Below are 20,250 nucleotides of genomic sequence, written 5' to 3' on the forward strand. Positions count from 1 at the left end.
GGTAACATGCAGATTTTTTTGATCACCTTCGGGGTGTTTCTGGTGGTAGTGGTGGCCATGGCCATCGGCTACATCTTCCAGAAGAAGACCATCTCCGGCTCCTGTGGCGGACTTGGCAGCATAGGTATCGAAAAAGAGTGTGATTGCCCGGAACCCTGCGACAACCGCAAGAAGAAGATGGCCAAGGAAGAGGCCCGTCGCAAGATGCTGGCCGAGAACCGGATCATCTGAGCGGGCAGGGGCTCTCGCACCCATGTCGAACGCAAAACGGGCTGACCCTGGGGTCAGCCCTTTTTTTTTATGGCGAGCGCTCAGTAGTCGTAGCGCTGGCACTCCTTCTTGTTGAATTCGGCCCGCCAGCGTGCCAGCTCCTCCTGTGTACCTAGCTCGTCCCCCTGTTTGATGGCCTTCTCCAGCGCCTTGATGCGCTCGTGCAACCAGCTGCACTCGGCGGTCGGATTGTCCTTGCCATTGCTCTGCTGCGGCAGCAGCAGGCAGAGCCCCAGAGCCAACCCCGGCCAGACTCCCTTCATCTCATTCTCCTTGTGCGATGGATTATAAATGGTGCCTTAAGAGTCTATGTCGGCCCGTCATTTCATGCCGATGGCAGAAATGACAACACTGGGTTAGCATAGGCAGGTTACCTGTTTATTCGTACAGTGGTATGCGCAAGATCATTCACATCGACATGGACTGCTTCTATGCCGCGGTAGAGATGCGGGACAACCCGGCCCTGCGCGAGGTACCGCTGGCCATCGGTGGCTCGGCGGACAGGCGCGGTGTCATTTCGACCTGCAACTATGTGGCGCGTCGCTTCGGGGTGCGCTCCGCCATGCCGAGCGCCCTGGCACGCAAGCTCTGCCCGCCGCTGGTGCTCATTCCCGGCCGGATGGCGGTCTACAAGGAGGTCTCCCGCCAGCTGCGGGCCATCTTTCTGCGCTACACCGAGCAGGTGGAGCCGCTCTCCCTCGATGAGGCCTATCTCGACGTGACGATGAGCCCCTGCTGTGACGGCAGTGCCACCCTGATGGCCCGCGAGATCCGTGCCGCGATCAACGCCGAGCTGGGGCTGACCGCCTCGGCCGGGGTGGCGCCGAACAAGTTTCTGGCCAAGCTCGCCTCCGAGCAGCGCAAGCCGGACGGCCTGTTCGTGATACGGCCGCAGGAGGTGGATGAGTTCGTGCGCCAGCTCCCCCTCGGCAAGCTGCCCGGCATCGGTCGCAAGACCGCGGATCGGCTGGAGTCGCTCGGCCTTTACTCCTGCGAAGATGCCCGTCAGCTCGGCAATGAGGAGCTGATCGCCCGGTTCGGCAAGCTCGGGGAGATGCTGGCCGGGCGGATCTGGGGCCACGACGAGCAGCCGGTACAGGCTCAGCGGGTGCGCAAGACCATAGGGGTGGAGACAACCCTGGCCAGCGACGTGCTGGATGAGGCCGCCTGCTGGCAGGTGCTGAGCCGGCTCATTCCCGAGCTGGAGCAGCGATTCTCGGCCAGCCACGGCAAGGAGCAGTTGATGGGGCAGGGGATCAAGCTCAAGTTTGCCGATTTTCAGCAGACCACCGTCTATCGGCGCGGGGGTTACCAACCGGAACGGTTTCACGATCTGTTGCACGAAGGTTTGCTGCGGGCACAGGGCAAACCCATTCGGCTACTGGGATTGGTAGTCGGCCTGCCGGCGGCCGGCGAAGTGAACCAACTTGCCCTGGATTTAGCGTGATAAGGTTAAGTTTTTGTTTCTAAAACCGATACACTGATCACATCAGTATGAAGCTAGGAAATGGTGGCATGAGTTCTCTTTCTGTTCAGGGGCGGATCACCCTGATCGCCGGTTGTTGTTTGTTGGCCAGTGCCGGTGCCCTGGTGGCCTCTTCTCTCTTCAGTGCTGCCAACATGCAGGATCAGGTGCTGACTTCTACCACGGCGGAAGCCCAGAGTGCGGCCGAAAACTGGATGAAGGCGATGGGCTCGGAGCAGGCGGCCAAGGTGACCAGTTATCTGGACGAAGCTTACTTCCGGGCGACCCTGCTGGGCCAGGGGATCCTGTTCCAGCGCAAGAACGCGGCCGACAATTTCGGCTCCTCCGAATCACTGCGTACCGCCGTCAACCAGCAACTGCATGACGCGGCAGCCTCCTCCGATCACCTGCTCGGCGTCTATGCGGTGTTCGAGCCGGACCAGCTCGACGGCGAAGACAGCAACTACCACGGCTCCAGCGCGCTGGGCTCCAACGATCAGGGGCGTTTCTCCACCTACTGGGCGCGGGTCGACGGCAAGATTGAACCCGAGGTGCAGGACGAATCCGTGCTGGCGGACGAGAGCCCGACCGCGGCCGGCGGGGTGGAGAACGAGTGGTATCGCTGCAGCATTCGCAGCAAGGCCCTCTGTCTGCTGGAGCCTTATCTGGACGATGTGGGGTCGCAAAAGGTATTGATGACCTCGGTGACCGTGCCTCTGCTGGAGCAAGACAAGCTGCTCGGCATGGTCGGGGTCGATATCTCGCTGACCGCGCTGCAGAGTCTGGTCAAGGAGATGGATCAGGAGCTCTATGAGGGGCAGGGCAAGGTGCTGCTGGTGAGCAGCCAGGGCCGTGTTGCCGGGGTGGATGGCTTCGACGTCACCCTGGGCAGTCCGCTCGGTCAGCAGTATCAGACCCTGACGGCCGCCTTGCAGGGCTGGCTGGGCCAGGGGCAGGTGGCCAGTCGCTGGAGTCCGGACGGCAACCTGCTGCAGACCTTCGTACCGGTCAAGATGCGCGGTACGGAACAGAAATGGGGCATCTACATCGAGCTGCCGCGCAGCGTGGTGCTCGCCTCAGCCCTTCAACTGCAGGAGGATCTCTCCGGCCAGGCCAGCCGCAGCGTGATGACCCAGCTGCTCATCGGTGGCCTCATCTCGGCGGTGGCGCTGATCTGCATCTGGCTGATGGCCCATCAGATAGTGGCCCCCATCCGCGCCGTGGTGGCCCGTCTCAAGGACATTGCCAGCGGCGAGGGGGATCTCACCCAGCGCATCGAGCTGCGCCGTGACGACGAGATTGGCGAGCTGGCCAAGTGGTTCAACAGCTTCTTGAACAAGCTGCAGAGTACCATCAGCCAGGTCATAGATACCGTTGCCGGCACCCGGGCCAGCGCGGAGCAGGCGGCCAGCGTCGCCGAGCGCACTAGTGCCGGCATGCAGGCTCAGTATCAGGAGGTGGACCTGGTGGCGACCGCGTTCGAGGAGTTGAGCGCTACCGCCCTGCAGGTGGCCAGCAACGCCAACTCGGCGGTGGCCGCTGCCAACGAGGCCGACACGGCGGCGCAGGAGGGCAAGTACGTGGTGGCCGACACCCAGGAGGCGATGCGCAAGCTGATGGCGGTGATCAGCGATGCCAAGCCGGTGGTGGAGCACCTGTCAGCCAACAGCGAGAACATCAACGACATCCTGGTGGTGATCCAGGGGATCGCCGAGCAGACCAACCTGCTGGCGCTCAACGCCGCCATCGAGGCGGCGCGGGCCGGCGAGCAGGGCCGTGGTTTTGCGGTGGTGGCGGACGAGGTGCGCAATCTGGCGGGCCGCACCCAGAACGCCATCGTCGAGATCCAGACCCTCATCGGCCAGCTGCAATCCGGCACCGAGGCGGTGGTGAAGGCGATCATGACCGGCCACGGTCAAGCGGATCTGACGTTGACCAAGGTGGACCTGTCGGTCAGCGTGCTGGAGCAGATCATCCACGCGGTCGGCACCATTCATCAGATGAACGAGCAGATCGCCAGGGCGGCGCAGGAGCAGAGCGGGGTGGCGGACGAGATCAATCGCAACGTCAGCAACATTCGCGATGTGAGCCACACCATCCGGGCCGAGGCGGCCAGCTCCGCCGAAAATGGTCGCGAGCTGTCGGCGCTGGCCGACAAGCAGCAGCAACTGGTGGGGCAGTTCAAGGTATAGGGATAAGAAAAAAGGCGCCTTCCAACCGGAGGCGCCAAACACATTCAGATGACAGACTGGGTTAAATCGGTCCGATTTAAGCCCCTCTTCCCGCAGAGGAAGAAACACAACACCACAATCGCACTCCAGAGACTCACAAAAATCACATGTAAACCAACATGGAAGAGAAAAAGTGAGCCATATGGCAACGGATTGCGAAGCGAATTATGTTTATTCACTGGTCGACCCGCAACCGACAAATTATAATGCGGCCCATTAGAAAAACTCATCGTCGGCTGGTCTCATGTCTCGTCGTTTACCCCCGCTCAACGCACTGAAAGCGTTTGAAGCCGCGGCTCGTCATTTAAGCTTCACCCGCGCTGCGGAGGAGCTGTTCGTGACCCAGGCCGCCATCAGTCACCAGATCAAGGCGCTGGAAGAGTACCTCGGTATCAAGCTGTTTCGCCGCAAGAACCGTTCTCTGTTGCTGACCGAGGAGGGGCAGGGCTACTTCCTCGATATCAAGGACATCTTCACCTCCATCTCGGAGGCGACCGACAAGTTGCTGGCCCGCAGCGCCAAGGGCGCGCTCACCGTTTCTCTGCAGCCGAGCTTCGCCATCCAGTGGCTGGTGCCGCGGCTGGTCAAGTTCAGCGAACGTCATCCCGACATCGACGTGCGGATCAAGGCGGTGGACATGGACGAGGGCTCGCTCACCGACGACGTGGACGTGGCCATCTACTACGGACGCGGCAACTGGCCCGGCCTGCGGGCCGACAAGCTGCACACCGAGTATCTGATCCCGGTCTGTTCACCGCTGCTGCTGACCGGCCCCAAGCCGCTGCGCACCCCGGACGATCTGACCCGCCACACCCTGCTGCACGACACCTCGCGTCGCGACTGGAAGGCCTGGTTTCGCCAGCTCGACATCGATGCCCCCAACGTCAACCAGGGGCCCATCTTCAGCCACTCCACCATGGTGATCCAGGCCGCCATTCACGGCCAGGGGGTGGCCCTTGGTCACAGCGTGCTGGCCCAGCCAGAGATAGAGGCCGGTCGCCTCATCTGTCCGTTCGAGCAGGTGCTGGTGAGCAAGAACGCCTTCTATCTGGTGTGCCAGGAGCAGCAGTCCGATCAGGGCAAGATAGTCGCCTTTCGCGACTGGATGCTGGAACTGGTGGAGCAGGAGGAGGCCCGTCGTCGGGCCCGACTGGCCGATGCATGAGGTGATCCGGGAGGGGGCTGTTGATGCCCCCGTTCGCATTCTGTTGGCCCACGGCGCCGGGGCGGGCATGGAGCACGCCTTTCTGGCCGAGCTGTCACGGCTGTTGGCCGGGCCCGACATCGAGGTGGTGCGTTTCAACTTTCCCTACATGAGCAAGCGCGCCCTGGATGGCAAGCGTCGTCCGCCGGACCGGCAGCCTGTCCTGCTCGACCACTGGCGCCAGATGATCGAGGAGTTTGCCCATCCCAGACTGTTTCTGGCGGGCAAATCCATGGGTGGGCGGATGGCGGCCGAACTCTATCAGGAGAGTGAGGACGAGATGAATGCTGCAGGATTGCTCATTCTCGGGTATCCTTTCCACCCCCCGGCCAACCCCGACCGCTGGCGGGGCGAGGTGCTCAAGCAGATCAAGACGCCAACCCTGCTGTTGCAAGGGGAGCGCGATACCTTCGGCACCCGTGCCGAACTGGCTGATTTCCCCTTCTCATCCGCCGTATCGGTCCATTGGCTGACCGATGGTGATCATGGCTTCAAACCGCGCAAGAGCAGCGGTGCGAGCGAGCAGGGCAACCTGCGCCAGGCGGCCGAACGGATCAAGGATTTCATTGCGACCATCCCGGCGCGGGGTTGAGGCTGGCGCGGGACAACAAGGAGGCAAGGGATGCAATTTCATCGACATTGGCTGGTGCTGGCGGGCTTTTTCGGCCTGACGGCGACCATGCTGGGCGCCTATGGTGCCCACGGTCTGGCGGCCACCGGCATCGATCCTTCGCGTCTGGCGGCGTTCAATACCGCCGTGCAGTATCAGTTTTTTCACGCCCTGGCCCTGCTGGTGCTGGGGTGGTGCGGTGTGCGCAGCAAGGTGATCAACCTGGCTGGTTCCGCCTTTGTGCTGGGGATCCTGGGATTCTCCGGCAGTATTTACGCCATGGTGCTGCTTGGCAGCAAGGGCTTGGGGCTCATCACCCCGGCCGGTGGCCTCTGTTTTATGTTGGGATGGGCGGCCCTGATGTGGGCTGGCTGTCGTCTTGGAGGAAAGAATGAATAATCTGCTGCTTTATTGCCGCCCCGGTTTTGAGAAAGAGGCGGCGGCAGAGATCACCGAACGAGCCACTAACATGCAGTGTTATGGCTTTGCCCGGGTCAAGGACGACAGCGGCTACATCATCTTCGAATGCTACGGTGAGGAAGAGGCCGATCTGCTGGCGCGCAAGCTGCCGTTCAAGGAGCTCATTTTCATCCGCCAGATGCTGGTGGTGACCTGCGAGCTCAAGGCGCTGGATCTGGCGGATCGGATCACCCCGATCATCGAGGCGACCCGCGACTACGCCATCTGCGGTGATCTGCGGGTGGAGACGGCCGACACCAACGAGGCGAAGGAGCTCTCCGCCTTCTGCCGCAAATTCACCGTGCCGCTGCGCCAAGCGCTGCGCAGCAACGAGATCCTGACCAAGAAGGAGACTCCGAACCGTCCGGTGTTCCACGCCTTCTTCCTGGCCAACGACCATGTGTTGCTGGGTTACTCCTACTCCTTCAACAACTCCGCCTTCCACATGGGGATCCCGCGTCTGCGCTTCCCGGCCGATGCGCCGAGCCGCTCCAGCCTCAAGCTGGAAGAGGCCTTCTACGTGTTCGTACCGCGGGAAGAGTGGGACGTGCGGCTGCGCTCCGGCATGAAGGCGGTGGATCTCGGTGCTTGCCCGGGCGGCTGGACCTATCAGCTGGTGCGTCGCGACATGATGGTGACCGCGGTGGACAACGGCATGATGGCGCAATCCCTGATGGATACCGGCCAGGTCAAGCACATCCGCGATGACGGCTTTGTCTGGCGTCCCAGCAAGAAGAATATCTACTGGCTGGTGTGTGACATGGTCGACAAGCCGGCACGGGTGACCCACATGATCGCCGACTGGTTTCGCGAGGGTGATTGCCAGGAAGCCATGTTCAACCTCAAGCTGCCGATGAAGAAGCGCTACGCCGAGGCGGTGCACAACATCCAGGTGTTGCGTGAACTGCTGGCGGAGATCGACGGCGGCTTCATCATTCAGGCCAAGCAGCTCTACCACGATCGCGAAGAGATCACGGTGCACGTCTTCAACAAGTACTGGGTCTCCAAGCTCTCCCCCCAGGAGTGAAGGCTGGCTGACATGGGCTGACAAAAAGGCCGACAACCTCGAGGTTGTCGGCCTTTTTATTCGGCTTGCGTTCAGAAGCGATAGTCAAAACGCAGCGAGGATTCGCCATCGGTAAGCTTGAGCTCGATGTCGAGCGGTATGGTGCGATCGGTCGGGCTGAACTCCAGCTTGACGCCGTTGCTGCGCAGCTTGAGAGAGGTGTTCATGCCGGCGGTTTTGAACTTGATCCTGGGCTTGTGCTGCTCAAAGGAGAGGCTGACGCTCTTCTCGGCGGTCAGGTTGAGCTTCTGATAGGGAGTGACCTGATTGTTGCCATTGCTGTCGGTGACGACATCCATCCCGAAGGAGAGGGGCTTGGGGGCCTTGAGCAGGTCATTGGTATCCAGGGTGGATTGCCAGACCTGGCTGGCCGGCTGGGGGGATGGCGGCAGCTGGGGCCAGACATTCTCGACCGGTCTGTCTATTGCCATGACATTGCTGCTGATGAGCAACAGGGTAACGATAGCGCGCATAATGGATCTCCTTATCCCTTATCTATTGAACATAGTAGCCAATCGACAAAGGGGGGAGCGCGCCGTGAGATAAAACAAAGGGAGCCGAAGCTCCCTTTTTAAATCAACAAGTTGGCACCAATTACAAACGATCTATGATGGATTGGGTGAACTCGCTGGTGGAGGCGCTGCCCCCCAGATCCCGGGTCACCCGGTCGCCAGATTCGATGGTGGCGCGCACCGCTTCGCGAATGCGCTCGGCCTTCTCCTGCATACCCAGATACTCCAGCATCTGGATGGAGGCGAGGATCACCGAGGTGGGGTTGGCGATGTTCTTGCCAGCGATGTCCGGGGCAGAGCCGTGCACCGCTTCGAAGATGGCGGCGCCATCACCGATGTTGGCGCCCGGCGCCATACCGAGGCCGCCGACCAGACCGGCACACAGATCCGACAGGATGTCGCCGAACAGGTTGGTGGTGACCATGACGTCGAAGCGCTCCGGGTACATCACCAGGTTCATGCAGGCGGCATCGACGATCATCTCTTCGCTCTGGATGTCCGGGTAGCGGTTGGCCACCTCACGGGCCACTTCCAGGAACAGACCGGAGGTGGACTTGAGGATGTTGGCCTTGTGGATGATGGTGACCTTTCTGCGCCCTTCCTGACGGGCCAGCTCGAAGGCGAACTTGACGATGCGCTCGGCCCCTTCGCGGGTGATGATGCTCATCGCCTCCGCACTCTGGTTGTCATCGCTGCGCTTTTGACCGGCACCCGAGTACATCCCTTCAGTGTTTTCACGCACCGTGATGATGTCGATGTTGTCGTAACGGCTGCGGGTGCCCTTGAAGGAGAGCACGGGACGCACGTTGGCGTAGAGGTTGAACTTCTTGCGCAGGGAGACGTTGATGGAGGTGAAACCGCCGCCGACCGGGGTGGTGAGAGGCCCTTTCAGGGTGACCTTGTTCTTCTCAATCAGGTCGAGTGTGGCCTGGGGCAGCAGCTCGCCGTGTTTCTCCAGCGCCACCAGACCGGCGTCGGCGTATTCGTATTCGAAGTCACAGCCGGCGTGGGTCAGGATCTGGATGGCGGATTCGATGATGCTGGGGCCGATGCCGTCGCCCGGGATGACGGTAATTTTTCTTTTTGACATGAGACGTATCCACTTCTAGGGAACAGAGGGGGAGGATTCGGCGGTTTTATACCATTTCTCCACCTAACCCTCCATGTTTCTTTACATTCTATCTGTTTTTGTCAACAGCGAGAGTGAGTCCGGTCATGCTTGGCGAGATAGCGTCATCAGGCATCCGGGGCGGGCGGATAACGGATCTCCCGCAGGTTGAAGCCAAGGGGGATGTCCCGCTGCAGCCGTACCAGTCGCTGGGCCAGCAGGGCCTCATCCTGGTGTTGGCGCAGCTTGAGCAAAGGCTTGGCGGCGTCCTCCTGCTGGCAGGCGGTCAGCATGGCAGCGAGATCGCCGTATTGCTGCAGCAGCTGGGTGGCGGTCTTGGGGCCGATGCCGGGCACCCCCTTGATGTTGGAGCCACCGATGCCGGTCAGGGCCCAGAAGTCCACCAGCTGGGCCGGGGTCACCCCGTATTGCTGCTCGACGAAGGCGGCATCCAGCCAGCGCTTGTTGAAGTAGTCGCGGATCCGGATCTGCGGGCAGATGAGCTGGCAGAAGCCCTTGTCGGTGGAGATGATGGTGGCGCTGGCACCGTGCTGGGCAATGCCGCTGGCCAGGGTGGCGATGAGATCGTCCGCCTCGTCGGTCTGGGAGAGCAGGGCATCGACACCGCACTCCCAGAAGGCATCCTGCAGCTCGTTCAGCCCTTCGCGCAGCTCGGCCGGCATGGGGGTTCGTCCCTCCTTGTAGGCGGGATAGACCTCCTTGCGCCAGCTGTGCACCTCGCCATCGAACACCGCAATGACGTGGGTCGGCTCGCTGCCGGCCAGCAGCTTGCGGCAGGTATTGATGAGGTTGGCACGGGTGGCGATCAACGCCTGGGCCGGAGTCAGCGCCTGCTGAGCCTGCACCGCGTGCAGCCGGCGGATGAGGTTGAGGGCATCGATGATGAGCAGGTGTGGCCTTGGGTTTGACATGGGGCACTCTTGGCAGTCGGAACGCCCCATTGTAACAAACCAGCGGGCTCAATGGGGGATTGATGGCCGAAGGGCTGGCAGCAATAAAAAAGGGGCGCCATGCGCCCCTCGTTTCATCTGTGCTGCCCGTCAGCGCACGATTTCGTAGCAGGGTACATACTGGCTGCCCGGCAGCTTCATACGCTGCTGTCTGACGAAGCTCTCCAGCAGCTTGTCCATCAGGTGCATCAGCTCCTTGTCGCCATGGATCTTGAACGGCCCCTTCTTCTCGATGGCGCGGATGCCCCCTTCCTTGACGTTGCCGGCGACGATGCCGGAGAAGGCACGGCGCAGGTTGGCCGCCAGCAGCTGGGGCGGCTGGTTGCGGTGCAGATCCAGGCTGGCCATGTTGGCGTGATCCGGCTCGAACGGCAGCTGGAACTCCGGCTCGATCTTGAGGGACCAGTTGAAGGAGTAGGCATCCCCTACCGATTTGCGGTATTCGCGGATCTTCGGCATCGCCTCCTTCATCACCCGGGCCACCTCGGGGGCATCGCCGATGATGATCCGGTAGAGGCTGGTGGCCGCCTCCCCCAGGGTCGCCTTGACGAAGTCATCGATGGCGCGGAAGTAGTCGGCACTCTCTTTCGGGCCGGTCAGCACGATGGGCATGGGTTGCCGCTCGTTGGCCGGGTGCATCATGATGCCGAGCAGGTAGAGCAGCTCCTCGGCGGTGCCGACCCCGCCCGGGAAGATGATGATGCCGTGGCCGAGGCGCACGAAGGCCTCCAGCCGCTTCTCGATGTCCGGCAGGATCACCAGCTCGTTGACGATGGGGTTGGGAGGCTCGGCGGCGATGATGGAGGGTTCGGTGAGGCCGATGTAACGGCCATTGCGCACCCGCTGCTTGGCGTGGCCGACGGCGGCCCCCTTCATCGGGCCCTCCATGGCGCCCGGGCCGCAGCCGGTACAGATGTTGAGCTCACGCAGTCCCAGCTCGCTGCCCACCGCACGGGTGTACTGGTACTCGATCTCGTTGATGGAGTGGCCGCCCCAGCAGACCACCAGGTTGGGGTCGGCGCCGGGCAGGATCGCCTTGGCGTTGCGCAGGATGGCGAACACCACGTTGGAGATGTGGGTGGAGCTGGTGAGGTTGACCAGCCGGTTCGACTCCAGCTGGGTCGACACATAGAGGATGTCGCGCAGCACGGAGAAGAGGTGTTCCTGAATGCCGCGAATGATCTCGCCATCGACGAAGGCGTGTTCGGGGGCGTTGAACAGCTCGAGCTTGACCCCGCGCTCGCGCCGGATCACATGAATATCAAAGGATTTGAAGCGCTCCAGTATCTCTTTGGAGCTGTCGGTATGGCTGCCGGAGTTGAGTACCGCCAGCGAGCAGTTGCGAAACAGTTGATAGATATCGCTGGAGGCGGTTTGCTTGAGGCGGTCCACCTCGAGCTGGGACAGCAAGTCCATGCTGCCGACTGGATTGATGTGCGTAATCATATGTTCCCCTTTCACTCGCTTGTTATCGTTGTGCTTTTCCCTGGGGAGAAAACGGGATGCCCTGTGGCATCCCTTGAATTTGATAGTAGTTGCAAGCGGTGGGGCAGGGGAATAGGGGGAAAGTGCGTTTGCTGCTTTTTTAGGCGCTCGTCAGGCCAGATTCACCTGATCCCGCCCCGAGTGCTTGGAGCTGTAAAGCGCCTTGTCGGCCCGCTCGAACGCATCCGTGGTGTGGTCCCCCTCCCTGAACAGGGTGGCGCCGATGGAGATGGTGATCTCGACCCTGGCATCCCGAAAGCGGAACGGAATGCTCTTGATGGTCTGGCGCAAGGTTTCCAGCGGTTTCTGATACTTGTCCGGGTTGATGTTGGGCAGCAACACCACGAACTCCTCGCCGCCGAAGCGGGCGATGAAGTCGGTATCGCGCAGGGCCCCCTGCAGCGCCTTGGCCACTACCTTCAACGCCTTGTCGCCGGCCATGTGGCCGTAGTTGTCGTTGATGTTCTTGAAGTGGTCGATGTCGATGATGGCCAGGCACAGCGGGGTGCCGTAGCGCAGCCAGCGTTTGTATTCGAGCTCGAGCCTCTCATCGAGTGCCGCCCGGTTGTGCACCTGGGTCAGGCTGTCGAGGAACAGCTTGTGTTTCTGGATGGTGAGCCGCTTCTTGTACTCGGCGGTCTCCTCCTTCATCAGCCGCAGCTTGGCCTCCATGGTGGAGAGGCGGGTCAGCAGGTGGCGTTCGCGGGCGGCCATGGCCTCCCTGTCCTGCAGCAGCAGGCTGATGGCGCCCATGTGGCCTGAGATGGCCTCCTTGAGGTCGCCCAGGGTGTCATGGCTGGCCAGGGTATGGTCGATGGCTTTGAGCTCCTGGTCGATGGCCTTGCGGGTATCCAGAGTGGCACTTTGCAGGGCCCGCCCCTCGTCGAGGGATTCGGTGAAGCTGAAGTGGACGGCCGAGAGGCTCTCGTTGAGGGTGCTGAGAAACGCCTGGGAGGCTTTACGCTCCTCGCGAGTGCCCTCGATGATGAGCTCGATCACCTGCAGGCAGATCTCGGCCAGCAGGGGAGGGGTGATGCCATTGAGCAACTGGCGGCGAATGTCCGCCAGGCTTTCGCCCACCGCACCGGCAAAGTCGAGCTCGGTGATGAGCCGCTGCAGCTCGTCGGCGATGTGGGCGTGGATCTTGACGTCAAAGGGGGCATCCGGCTCGGGGGCGGCCAGATCGGTGACCACCTCAGGCTGACTGCTCTGGGCCAGCAGGGGCTGGCTGGGCAACAGCTGGATCTTGATGGCCTGCTGGTAGAACTCCAGCAGCCGGATCACCTTCTTCTGGTGATCGCCGATGCCATAGCCATCCGGGCTCGCCAGAAACTCCTTGAGGGATTTGCGGGTATCTTCCGGGAAGCCCTTGATCGCCTTGAGTTGCTTGGAGCCGAGTTCGATGGCGGACTTGGTCAGGGAGATGGACTCTTCCAGCGCGTTGCCGTGCTGCTGCAGCAGCTTCTCGATGACCGCGAGATCGGCGTCGAGGGAGGAGAGCGGCGGGTTGCCGTCGAGTTTCTGCTTGAGCTTGGCGAGCTTGTTGTCCAGCTCCCGGTCGTGACCGCGGCAGGCCTGCATCAGCTTGGCGATGAACTGGATGCTGCGGGCGCGCTCGGTATCGGAGAAGGAGACAATGCCGTCCAGCTCCAGCTGTTTTTGCTGAAGGGATTCCCTGAGTCTGGCCAGTTGTCCGGCTACGGCAGCGATATCATTCATTATTCAGGTCGCCCTGTTGTCATTATCGTTGTTGTGTTGGATAGCAACAGCGGTCGAACCCAGTTCCAGACCCAGTTGAATATCTATTCGTCACTGATCAACCGGCACTCTCTTCCGTGAAAGTTGAAGCCAATTAACCCATTGCTTTTCATGAGAAGAATTTACTTTTACCAGTCCCTTGTCAATTGCCATCAAGCAGCATTGCCACACATCCCCATTAAAAAATGCGGCCTGCTGGCAATCGATGGCAGCCAGCTCCAACCAGACGCTTTGCTGGGATTTTTCACTGAGCTGAATGGCTCCTGCCAGCGCCAGATAGCAGAGGTCGAACAGCCCGTGATGATCGAGGGCGGTGGCCGCCTTGGGCAGGAAGGGGTGGCTGACGATGCCGAGGCTGATGTGGCGATCGAGCGGATGCTGGCAGGGGAACTCGGCCAGTACGGCGAGCAGCTCGCGGGCCAGCCGGTGCAGATCCTCCACATGACGCTGGGGCACCACATAGAGCAGATGGCCTTCGCGAAGGTCGTAGATGCGGCCATCCTGCGGGGTGAGGCCGTTGACGTAGGCACCGAAGGCCTGCTCTATCTCGCGGCTCACCTGGTAGCCGTGCTGCTCCAGGCTGTTGACCAGGAAGGGGACCCGAAACAGCAGGTAGTGCAGCTTGTCGTCAAATTCGCTGCTGGGCAGCTCGCTCAGATACCAGCGCTCGGAGCGCTGCTGGCGCTTGGCCATCTCCCGTGGCCAGCGGCTCATCAGTCGCTGCCAGTTGGCCAGCCCGGTGCGTGGCTCGAGCAGCAGCGCCTCGCCCAGCTGCTTGCCCTGCAGGCGGGCGACCCGCAACTTGAGCCAGAGGGTGAAGAAGAGGTAGATGAACAGGGTCAGCAGCAGGCCGGTTATCACGCTCGACCAGAGGTAGCGATCCTGTTGATGCTTGCTGGTGCTGAGCTGCTGCTCCAGCTCCTTGATCTGCTGTTCACGCTCCACCTGGGCGTAGTTGTCGCGGATCGCCTCCTGCTCCAGATCGACCTGCTGCTGGCGGACCTGCTCGCTGCGCTGGTGGAAATTCTTGTAGCTCTCCAGCGCCTGCTGCAGATAGCCCTTCTGCTCGTAGGCGGCCGAGAGCAGGCGGAAGATCTCGAACTGGCGCTGGGTGTCGCCGATCTGGTTGGCCAGCGCCAGCGCGTTCTCCAGCTGCAGGATGGCGATGCCCGCCTCCTTCTGCTTGAGGTGCAGCTCGCCCAGCAGCAGCAGGGTGTCGATCAGCGGCTCCTTGTCATCCCCCAGCTCGTGGGACTGGCGGGCCGCGGTGAGGTAGTTGCGGGCCAGGGTCAGGTTGCCGGTTTCCAGATAGGTTTTGCCGATTTCGTACTTGAGGTTGGCGATGCGGGTGCGGTTGTTGCCCTCGTCCAGCAGATCCAGGGCGTTGAAGAAGTAGACCAGCGCCATGTTCATCTCGCCCTGCTCCCGGTTGAGGCGGGCCAGCACGATGAGGGCGTCGCTCAGCAGGGAGGGATTGCCGAGGGCGTGGAAGTAGTTGGCTGCCTCATTGGCATATTGCAGCGCCTTCTGCGGCTCCTGCTCCTCTTCATAGAGGTTCACTATCTGGTTCGACAGCAGGCCGAGGAAGAGGGGATCCTGCAGGCCCCTGGCCTGCTGCTGGGCGTCGATGTAGTCGCCCAGCGAGAGCTGCGGCTGCTTGAGGGCGTGGTAGAGATCGCCGCTCACCGCGCTGACCCAGGCGCTGGCCAGCGGGTTCTTGGTCTGATCCGCCCAGCGGCGGGCTTCGGCCAGCTGGCGTTTGGCCTCGTCGAACTGGTGCGCCTCTATGCTGGCATTGGTGCGCAGCAGCCGGCTGTAAACCTGCAGCTGGCTCTCTTTCAGGCTGGGGGTGCTGAGCAGGGTCTCCAGCTGGCCGAGCAGGCCGCTGCTGGCACCGTGGGAGCGTTCCAGCAGGTTCTGGCTGCGGATCTTGAGGTAGAGGCCGTGGGCCTGCAGCTCCAGCTGCTGCTCCTTGGCCGCCATGGCGATGCCCTGATCGAGGGACTTCTGGGCGGCCTGGAACTGGCCCAGTTGCAGCAGGCACTCCCCCTTGAGCAGGTGGGCGCCGGTGGCCTGGGCGGCGGTGCCATAGCTCAACAGTGGCTCGCGGTAGCCGTACTCCTGGCGATTGCTGATGATTTGCTTGGGATTATTGGCCGTGCGCGCAAGGAAGGCGGAGGTGATCTGCACGCATCTGGCAGGATCGGTCAGCACCAGGGTCTGGGCCTGTTGCAGATCGATGGACAACTGCTCCTTGGCCAGATCCAGATCAGGAGCGGACAGGGAGGACATCATCATTGCCAGAAAAAACAGTTGATTCATTGGATTAAGGGCAGCACGGGAGTGAGGGCATGTTATCCAAGCCCGCCCCCGTGCGTCCAGAGTTTACTGACAGATTGCGCGCCAGCCCCGTTATCCGGGCGCTGGCGGCGCAGAGCGGCGGGGGCAGGGCCTGCGGATTATTGCCGGATCAGGCGCAGGTTGGCCGGCACTACTTCCCAGTCGCTGCGAAACGGGTTGATGTCCAGGCCGCCGCGGCGGGTGTAGCGGGCGTAGACGGTCAGCTGGCTCGGTGCGCAGAAGTGCTTGAGATCGGTGAAGATCCGCTCGATGCACTGCTCGTGGAACTCGTTGTGCTGGCGAAACGAGATGAGGTAGCGCAGCAGTTTTTCCCGGTCCAGCTGCGGGCCGCGATAGTGGATCACCACGGAGCCCCAGTCCGGCTGGCTGGTCACCAGGCAGTTGGACTTGAGCAGGTGGCTGTGCAGGGTCTCCTCCACCTCCAGGCTGCCGGCCGCACCTTGCAGCAGGTCGGCATCGAACTCGTAGCAGTCCACCTCGATATCCTGCTCGTCGATGCACTCGCCCGGCAGGGCGGCAATGTGGTGCGGAGCCTGGGCCAGCGGGAACAGGGTGACGCTCACATCGCTGCCGGCACAGGCGCTCAAATCCTTGACCAGCATGGCCTGCACCGCTTCCAGCGAGTCGCAGCGGGTCTGGTTGAAGGAGTTGAGATAGAGCTTGAACGACTTGGATTCGATGAGGTTCGCGCTGGTGGCAGGCACCGAGACCTCGCCGACGGCGACCATGGGCTTGCCTTTGGCATTGAGCCAGGAGAGTTCGTACAGGGTCCAGACGTCGCAGCCCTGGAACGGCAGCTCGCCGCCAAGACCGAGGTCGTCGCGGTTCAGACTGCGGGGCACCGGCTGCAGCAGGGCCGGGGTGTACTGGCTGATGTAGGCCGATTGCTGGCCCAGGCTCAGCCCCTGCAGGGCGCTGGCGCCGGCGTATCTATCTTGTTTGCTCATCTGTGTGACTCGAACGTTGAATGGGCGATGGCAGAGGCATGGGCCCCGCTTGGGGTGGCAAGGCGGGGAGTGCCGGCTGGCGATCCGCGCTTCACCTTGTCTGCTCATGGCTTTGATGGTGCAATAGCGGACTTTGGCAGCAATTGTGGGGAATTTCGATGTCGGATCAAGTCTTGTCTGCCCTGGAACACTTTTTTTTGCGCTGGCAGCGCGACGGCGAGGCGAGGCGAGGGCTGCCCCTGTGCGAGTGGGAGGCGGACTGGCGCTCCCCCTGCGAGCTGGATGAACCCAAGGAAGGCCGGGTCGCCTGGCGCCCGCATCGGCGCGCCGAGCCCGCCGATTTCACGGCGATGAACGAGGCGCTCGAGCTGACCCTGCACCCGGCCGCGCAGGCCCTGTTTGGTGGCTGGTTCAGCCGCCCTGTGCCCTGTCTCTACAAGGGATTGCGGCTCGAGTTTGTGCTGCCCTGGAACGAGGCGGATCTCGACCTGCTCAAGGAGAACCTCATCGGCCACCTGCTGATGCTGCGCAAGTTGAAGCGCTCACCCTCTTTGTTCATCGCCACCACTCGCAACGAGATGACGCTGGTATCGCTCGACAACGAGAGTGGTCAGGTGTGGCTGGAGTGGCTCGACTCGGGCCGCCGGTTGGTGCTGGCGCCTTCTCTGCCCGCATTCCTCGAGCGGCTGGAGACCCTGCCGCAATAAGCGGCGTCAGTCACAATGAAAAACGCCTTGCCGACCGGCAAGGCGTTTTTGTTTGGTTCACCGCCGGGCTCAGTCCTTGAAATCCCAGGAGAGGTTGGCGACCAGCCGGCAGGGATCGCACTTGAAGTCGAAGATCTCGTGCAAGGGCTCGGCCAGCGCCCACTCGCCACCGCAGCCCGGACAGGGGCGGGCTTTCTCCTCGGCCGCACTGCGGCCACCTACCCGGTAGAGGTAGTAGTAGGTGGGGATGCCGGTCAGGGCTTCCAGCCGCTTGCCGAGATCGCTGCCACGGCGCTGGAGGCGGCTGCCCACCTCACCGATTTCGTGCAGCGCCGCATGTTCGGCGATGGAGCCGTTCATCTGCAGCTGATCGCACGCCTCCCAATCCTCCTGCCACTTGATGATCTGCTTGTGGTCGCCGTTGGCAACGGCCGGCAGCCGATAGAGTGGGATGGGGGCGAAGTGATCGCCGCAGCGCAGCGGCGAGCAGGTGTGCAGGAAGCTGGTATAGAGCAGCATCCAGCTGGGACGTTCGCCATCATGGCCGCAAGGGTCGGTGCTGTCAGAGAGCAGGTCCGCCCCCTGCAGGTGGAGTTTGGGGGCGAGCAGCCCGGCCTGGTGCAGGCCCTGTTCCGCCAGCTTGACCTGCTCGCTCTGGTTGTCGGGGTGCAGGCTGTCCTGCTCCGGGCAGACCACCCGGCTGACGAAGTAGCCGTCGTGCATGCTGGTGGGGAACTCCCGGCCGAGGATCTGGCCCTGATAGCGCAGCATGTCGAGGTAGTTGACGATGGCCCGCTCGGCCTCGCCCAGCGAGGTGTCGCGATAGCACTCAAAGCAGAGTTCGAGGATGTACATGGTTCACGACTTCCCCTGCTGGAGCAGCAGCTCGGTCAACCGATCCACTTTGCGTTCGAGACGTTCGAGCCGTTCGGCAAGCTGCAACAGGGTGGGCTCGGCGGCGGGAGCGGGGGCCTCCTGCGCCGGGCTGGCGACTTCCGGGGCGGCTGCGGGTTGCTGCTTCCACTGGCTCAGCACTTTGAGCAGCTCGGCCATGGGAACGGGCTGGCCGAGGCGGGCCTTGACCATGGCGGTAGTGGGGGCGATGCCCTTGGCCGCCAGTTCATTGGCGATGCGGATGATCTCTTGGGCTGACATGAGTGCTCCTGCACGGCATGGGGATATAGGGGCTGGACGGGGCACAGAGCTTAACCAAAGCGCGCGGGGCTGAAAAGCGGGAAGCGGGTCAATCGTGCCGGCGCAGCAGTACGTCCAGCTCGTCGATGGTTTCCGACCAGTCCGAATCGTTCCACAGGGCATCGCGCAGAAAATTGGCCTGGGCGCTGGTCCAGAAGGGGGCTTCCGGCAGCAGGGTCTGGTTGTCGAGGCGGTGCTCGTGAATGAAGCGGTGCAGGCTCAGCTCGTCGTTGGCCAGCCCCAGCTGGGCAAACAGGGCGGCCAGATCGTGGGTCAGGAACTCCATCTCATCTCTCCGAAAAGACATTCCAGAACAGTATAGGCTCGCCCCGAGGCGGGAGATTTACAGGCTGGGTACCCGATGTGGCGGGAGGTCAACGCCGACCACCTGCAGCCCCTGCATGCGCAGTTGCCCCAGGTAGTGGCTCTCGCCATCGCTGGAAAATTCGAACTCGTAATAGGTGAGCAGGCGCAGCGGCTGGTGGGCCAGCGCCCGGTGGCTGCGTGCCAGCGACAGCAGTTGCAGGTCGTGATGCTGGCAGTAGCGGCGCATGTATTGCCAGGCGAGTTCGGCCTGGCGCCGCTGGTGCCAGAAGGCACCTGCACCCAGGGTCAGCAGCAAGATGGCGAGCACTTCACCCATCGCGGGCTCCTTTTGCGGTGTGTCCGTGTCGGGCGGCGCCCCGCCAGGGTGGCGGGGCGCCGCTATCATCAGGCCGAGGCGAACAGGCGGCCGATGGCCTGGCCCAGGGCGTCGCTGCGCTCGGGGTCGCGCAGTTTGGCCAGCATATCATTGCGCAGGGCCGGCAGGGTCACCAGTTCGGCAAATACCTGATTGAAGAACTGGGTCGGCTGCAGGGCCAGCTGCTCCAGGAACAGACTGAGCAGGGTGGCATCCTTCAGATCGGGCCAGAGCCGGCCGGCGATGGCCAGCAGCAGGGCCGGGCTCGGCTGGGTTTGCAGCAGGGTCAGCAGCTTGTTGGTGCGCATGCTGCTGCCGTTGCAGGAGGCCAGCGCCCGACACAGGTAGGCCAGGGTCTCGGCGTTGGGCTCGGCGCACTCCTGCTCCTTGCCGATGCGCTCGAACAGGGCGCCCTGTACGGCCGGCGGCAGCGGGGCGTTCTCCAGGCTCTGGCAGAGAGCATAGAGCGGCTCTTGCGGCAGCTTCGGCAGCGCCTTGCACACCAGCGCCAGGTTGCGTTCATCCTGCAGCCGCTCCGCCAGATCGGCAAAGCCCTGCACGCCGAGGGTCTGCCACCCTTCGGGGGAGGGGGCGGACAGGTAGTGGCAGAGCCCTTCGAAGTAGGCGGACGGGGCCTGCTCCAGCTGGCGTGCCAGCTTGGCGTGCAGGCTGGCCATCTTGGCTTCGGCCGGGCGGAAGGTGTAGGGATTCTCGGCCAGCCGCTGGGCTTTCTCCTCATCGAGCTCGCCGGTCAGCTTGTAGCCCAGGGTCTCCACCACCTGATCCATGAAGTGTTTTGGGCCGCTCGAGATGAGCAGACCGCGCTCGTCGAGGGCAAACTTGAGGAACCAGAGGTAGTGGCGCGATTCGGCCGGCTGGAAGAAGTGGACGCCGAGCCAGGCGTGCTGCTGCAGGGGCCAGGGGTAGGGCTCCTGCTGCTGCTCGATGCGCACGAAGGTGTCGCTCGCCAGCGGCCGCACCTGGCGACCCATGTCGAACAGCTGAAACTGGGTATCGGCCTGGGTCAGAAAGTCAGTCAGAGTATTGATGGTGGACATGAGGTGATCCGGCTAAGGGTGATGCGGGCCGATTATAAGGCGCTGGCACAAGATAGCCAGCGGGGAGGCGTGTTGCGGCCGGCGGCGACCCGTACTGATGGCCGCCGGGGGCATGGCAGAGAGCGGGGGGGAGGGTGTATAGTAGCGCCCTTTTTTGCAAAG

General features: G+C 62.5%; 21 protein-coding genes. 8 read left to right on the forward strand and 13 right to left on the reverse strand.

Annotation, left to right across the window (positions count from 1 at the left end; genetic code table 11):
* Positions 1-6: 6 nt before the first annotated feature.
* Positions 7-231 (forward strand): (Na+)-NQR maturation NqrM, encoded by a 225-nt coding sequence (gene nqrM, locus I6L38_RS02685; protein WP_005303529.1) that lies wholly within the window; start codon positions 7-9, stop codon positions 229-231.
* Between the two features lie 80 nt (positions 232-311).
* Here the strand turns inward: nqrM and I6L38_RS02690 are convergent, their stop codons facing one another.
* Positions 312-533, reverse strand: a complete 222-nt coding sequence (locus I6L38_RS02690) for a hypothetical protein (RefSeq protein WP_201885086.1) — start codon at positions 531-533, stop codon at positions 312-314.
* Positions 534-664: 131 nt separating this feature from the next.
* Between I6L38_RS02690 and dinB the strand changes: the two genes are divergently transcribed.
* The 6 genes from dinB to rlmM all read left to right on the forward strand — a co-directional run bounded on the left by dinB (position 665) and on the right by rlmM (position 7,266).
* The gene (dinB, locus tag I6L38_RS02695; RefSeq protein WP_201889585.1) at positions 665-1,717 is read left to right on the forward strand and encodes a DNA polymerase IV; all 1,053 of its coding nucleotides are present in this window, start codon (positions 665-667) and stop codon (positions 1,715-1,717) included.
* 68 nt (positions 1,718-1,785) lie between these two features.
* On the forward strand, positions 1,786-3,927 hold the full coding sequence (locus tag I6L38_RS02700; protein ID WP_126882376.1) for a methyl-accepting chemotaxis protein: 2,142 nt from the start codon (positions 1,786-1,788) through the stop codon (positions 3,925-3,927).
* A 283-nt stretch (positions 3,928-4,210) separates the two neighbouring features.
* Positions 4,211-5,131, forward strand: a complete 921-nt coding sequence (locus tag I6L38_RS02705; RefSeq protein WP_005303519.1) for a transcriptional regulator GcvA — start codon at positions 4,211-4,213, stop codon at positions 5,129-5,131.
* A complete protein-coding gene (locus I6L38_RS02710; RefSeq protein WP_201889584.1) occupies positions 5,124-5,762 on the forward strand; it encodes an alpha/beta fold hydrolase in 639 nt (212 codons plus the stop codon). The genes I6L38_RS02705 and I6L38_RS02710 overlap by 8 nt, the downstream gene beginning before the upstream one ends.
* A gap of 30 nt (positions 5,763-5,792) precedes the next feature.
* Entirely contained in the window at positions 5,793-6,179 is a 387-nt protein-coding gene (locus I6L38_RS02715) for a DUF423 domain-containing protein (protein WP_043171107.1), read from the forward strand.
* Positions 6,172-7,266, forward strand: a complete 1,095-nt coding sequence (gene rlmM, locus I6L38_RS02720; protein WP_043171109.1) for a 23S rRNA (cytidine(2498)-2'-O)-methyltransferase RlmM — start codon at positions 6,172-6,174, stop codon at positions 7,264-7,266. The genes I6L38_RS02715 and rlmM overlap by 8 nt, the downstream gene beginning before the upstream one ends.
* A 71-nt stretch (positions 7,267-7,337) precedes the next feature.
* Here the strand turns inward: rlmM and I6L38_RS02725 are convergent, their stop codons facing one another.
* The 7 genes from I6L38_RS02725 to queF all read right to left on the reverse strand — a co-directional run bounded on the left by I6L38_RS02725 (position 7,338) and on the right by queF (position 16,447).
* Complete coding sequence (locus I6L38_RS02725; RefSeq protein ID WP_043171960.1) at positions 7,338-7,778, reverse strand: hypothetical protein; 441 nt, start codon at positions 7,776-7,778, stop codon at positions 7,338-7,340.
* A gap of 121 nt (positions 7,779-7,899) precedes the next feature.
* Positions 7,900-8,907, reverse strand: a complete 1,008-nt coding sequence (locus I6L38_RS02730) for an isocitrate dehydrogenase (protein WP_043171959.1) — start codon at positions 8,905-8,907, stop codon at positions 7,900-7,902.
* 146 nt (positions 8,908-9,053) lie between these two features.
* Positions 9,054-9,857, reverse strand: a complete 804-nt coding sequence (gene xni / locus I6L38_RS02735) for a flap endonuclease Xni (RefSeq protein ID WP_005303507.1) — start codon at positions 9,855-9,857, stop codon at positions 9,054-9,056.
* Between the two features lie 129 nt (positions 9,858-9,986).
* Entirely contained in the window at positions 9,987-11,342 is a 1,356-nt protein-coding gene (gene ppnN / locus I6L38_RS02740; protein ID WP_017764101.1) for a nucleotide 5'-monophosphate nucleosidase PpnN, read from the reverse strand.
* Positions 11,343-11,492: 150 nt separating this feature from the next.
* Positions 11,493-13,100 carry a diguanylate cyclase gene (locus I6L38_RS02745; protein WP_019839040.1) on the reverse strand — a complete coding sequence of 536 codons (1,608 nt, stop codon included), beginning with the start codon at positions 13,098-13,100 and terminating at the stop codon, positions 11,493-11,495.
* 90 nt (positions 13,101-13,190) lie between these two features.
* On the reverse strand, positions 13,191-15,461 hold the full coding sequence (locus I6L38_RS02750) for a hypothetical protein (protein WP_216989124.1): 2,271 nt from the start codon (positions 15,459-15,461) through the stop codon (positions 13,191-13,193).
* A 137-nt stretch (positions 15,462-15,598) separates the two neighbouring features.
* Positions 15,599-16,447, reverse strand: coding sequence for an NADPH-dependent 7-cyano-7-deazaguanine reductase QueF (gene queF / locus I6L38_RS02755; protein ID WP_005303498.1), 849 nt, complete (start codon positions 16,445-16,447; stop codon positions 15,599-15,601).
* A 158-nt stretch (positions 16,448-16,605) separates the two neighbouring features.
* Between queF and syd the strand changes: the two genes are divergently transcribed.
* Entirely contained in the window at positions 16,606-17,154 is a 549-nt protein-coding gene (gene syd / locus I6L38_RS02760; protein ID WP_011705080.1) for a SecY-interacting protein, read from the forward strand.
* 69 nt (positions 17,155-17,223) lie between these two features.
* Here syd and I6L38_RS02765 read toward each other — a convergent pair whose 3' ends face one another.
* The 5 genes from I6L38_RS02765 to I6L38_RS02785 form a co-directional block, all read right to left on the reverse strand.
* Positions 17,224-18,009 carry a Zn-ribbon-containing protein gene (locus I6L38_RS02765; protein ID WP_201885081.1) on the reverse strand — a complete coding sequence of 262 codons (786 nt, stop codon included), beginning with the start codon at positions 18,007-18,009 and terminating at the stop codon, positions 17,224-17,226.
* A gap of 3 nt (positions 18,010-18,012) precedes the next feature.
* Complete coding sequence (locus I6L38_RS02770; RefSeq protein WP_005303492.1) at positions 18,013-18,309, reverse strand: DNA-binding protein; 297 nt, start codon at positions 18,307-18,309, stop codon at positions 18,013-18,015.
* 88 nt (positions 18,310-18,397) lie between these two features.
* On the reverse strand, positions 18,398-18,634 hold the full coding sequence (locus tag I6L38_RS02775; RefSeq protein WP_005303490.1) for a DUF2789 domain-containing protein: 237 nt from the start codon (positions 18,632-18,634) through the stop codon (positions 18,398-18,400).
* Between the two features lie 57 nt (positions 18,635-18,691).
* A complete protein-coding gene (locus I6L38_RS02780; protein WP_005303488.1) occupies positions 18,692-18,991 on the reverse strand; it encodes a DUF3301 domain-containing protein in 300 nt (99 codons plus the stop codon).
* Positions 18,992-19,059: 68 nt separating this feature from the next.
* Positions 19,060-20,088 carry a DUF3549 family protein gene (locus I6L38_RS02785; RefSeq protein WP_043171954.1) on the reverse strand — a complete coding sequence of 343 codons (1,029 nt, stop codon included), beginning with the start codon at positions 20,086-20,088 and terminating at the stop codon, positions 19,060-19,062.
* Positions 20,089-20,250: the final 162 nt, after the last annotated feature.

This window comes from Aeromonas sp. FDAARGOS 1408 (assembly GCF_019048665.1).
Lineage (GTDB): Bacteria > Pseudomonadota > Gammaproteobacteria > Enterobacterales > Aeromonadaceae > Aeromonas > Aeromonas dhakensis.

Coding starts and splice junctions, on each gene's coding strand:
- nqrM (WP_005303529.1), top strand. CDS start 7: ATGCAGATTTTTTTGATCACCTTCGGGGTGTTTCTGGTGGTAGTGGTG.
- I6L38_RS02690 (WP_201885086.1), bottom strand. CDS start 533: ATGAAGGGAGTCTGGCCGGGGTTGGCTCTGGGGCTCTGCCTGCTGCTG.
- dinB (WP_201889585.1), top strand. CDS start 665: ATGCGCAAGATCATTCACATCGACATGGACTGCTTCTATGCCGCGGTA.
- I6L38_RS02700 (WP_126882376.1), top strand. CDS start 1,786: ATGAGTTCTCTTTCTGTTCAGGGGCGGATCACCCTGATCGCCGGTTGT.
- I6L38_RS02705 (WP_005303519.1), top strand. CDS start 4,211: ATGTCTCGTCGTTTACCCCCGCTCAACGCACTGAAAGCGTTTGAAGCC.
- I6L38_RS02710 (WP_201889584.1), top strand. CDS start 5,124: ATGCATGAGGTGATCCGGGAGGGGGCTGTTGATGCCCCCGTTCGCATT.
- I6L38_RS02715 (WP_043171107.1), top strand. CDS start 5,793: ATGCAATTTCATCGACATTGGCTGGTGCTGGCGGGCTTTTTCGGCCTG.
- rlmM (WP_043171109.1), top strand. CDS start 6,172: ATGAATAATCTGCTGCTTTATTGCCGCCCCGGTTTTGAGAAAGAGGCG.
- I6L38_RS02725 (WP_043171960.1), bottom strand. CDS start 7,778: ATGCGCGCTATCGTTACCCTGTTGCTCATCAGCAGCAATGTCATGGCA.
- I6L38_RS02730 (WP_043171959.1), bottom strand. CDS start 8,907: ATGTCAAAAAGAAAAATTACCGTCATCCCGGGCGACGGCATCGGCCCC.
- xni (WP_005303507.1), bottom strand. CDS start 9,857: ATGTCAAACCCAAGGCCACACCTGCTCATCATCGATGCCCTCAACCTC.
- ppnN (WP_017764101.1), bottom strand. CDS start 11,342: ATGATTACGCACATCAATCCAGTCGGCAGCATGGACTTGCTGTCCCAG.
- I6L38_RS02745 (WP_019839040.1), bottom strand. CDS start 13,100: ATGAATGATATCGCTGCCGTAGCCGGACAACTGGCCAGACTCAGGGAA.
- I6L38_RS02750 (WP_216989124.1), bottom strand. CDS start 15,461: ATGAATCAACTGTTTTTTCTGGCAATGATGATGTCCTCCCTGTCCGCT.
- queF (WP_005303498.1), bottom strand. CDS start 16,447: ATGAGCAAACAAGATAGATACGCCGGCGCCAGCGCCCTGCAGGGGCTG.
- syd (WP_011705080.1), top strand. CDS start 16,606: ATGTCGGATCAAGTCTTGTCTGCCCTGGAACACTTTTTTTTGCGCTGG.
- I6L38_RS02765 (WP_201885081.1), bottom strand. CDS start 18,009: ATGTACATCCTCGAACTCTGCTTTGAGTGCTATCGCGACACCTCGCTG.
- I6L38_RS02770 (WP_005303492.1), bottom strand. CDS start 18,309: ATGTCAGCCCAAGAGATCATCCGCATCGCCAATGAACTGGCGGCCAAG.
- I6L38_RS02775 (WP_005303490.1), bottom strand. CDS start 18,634: ATGGAGTTCCTGACCCACGATCTGGCCGCCCTGTTTGCCCAGCTGGGG.
- I6L38_RS02780 (WP_005303488.1), bottom strand. CDS start 18,991: ATGGGTGAAGTGCTCGCCATCTTGCTGCTGACCCTGGGTGCAGGTGCC.
- I6L38_RS02785 (WP_043171954.1), bottom strand. CDS start 20,088: ATGTCCACCATCAATACTCTGACTGACTTTCTGACCCAGGCCGATACC.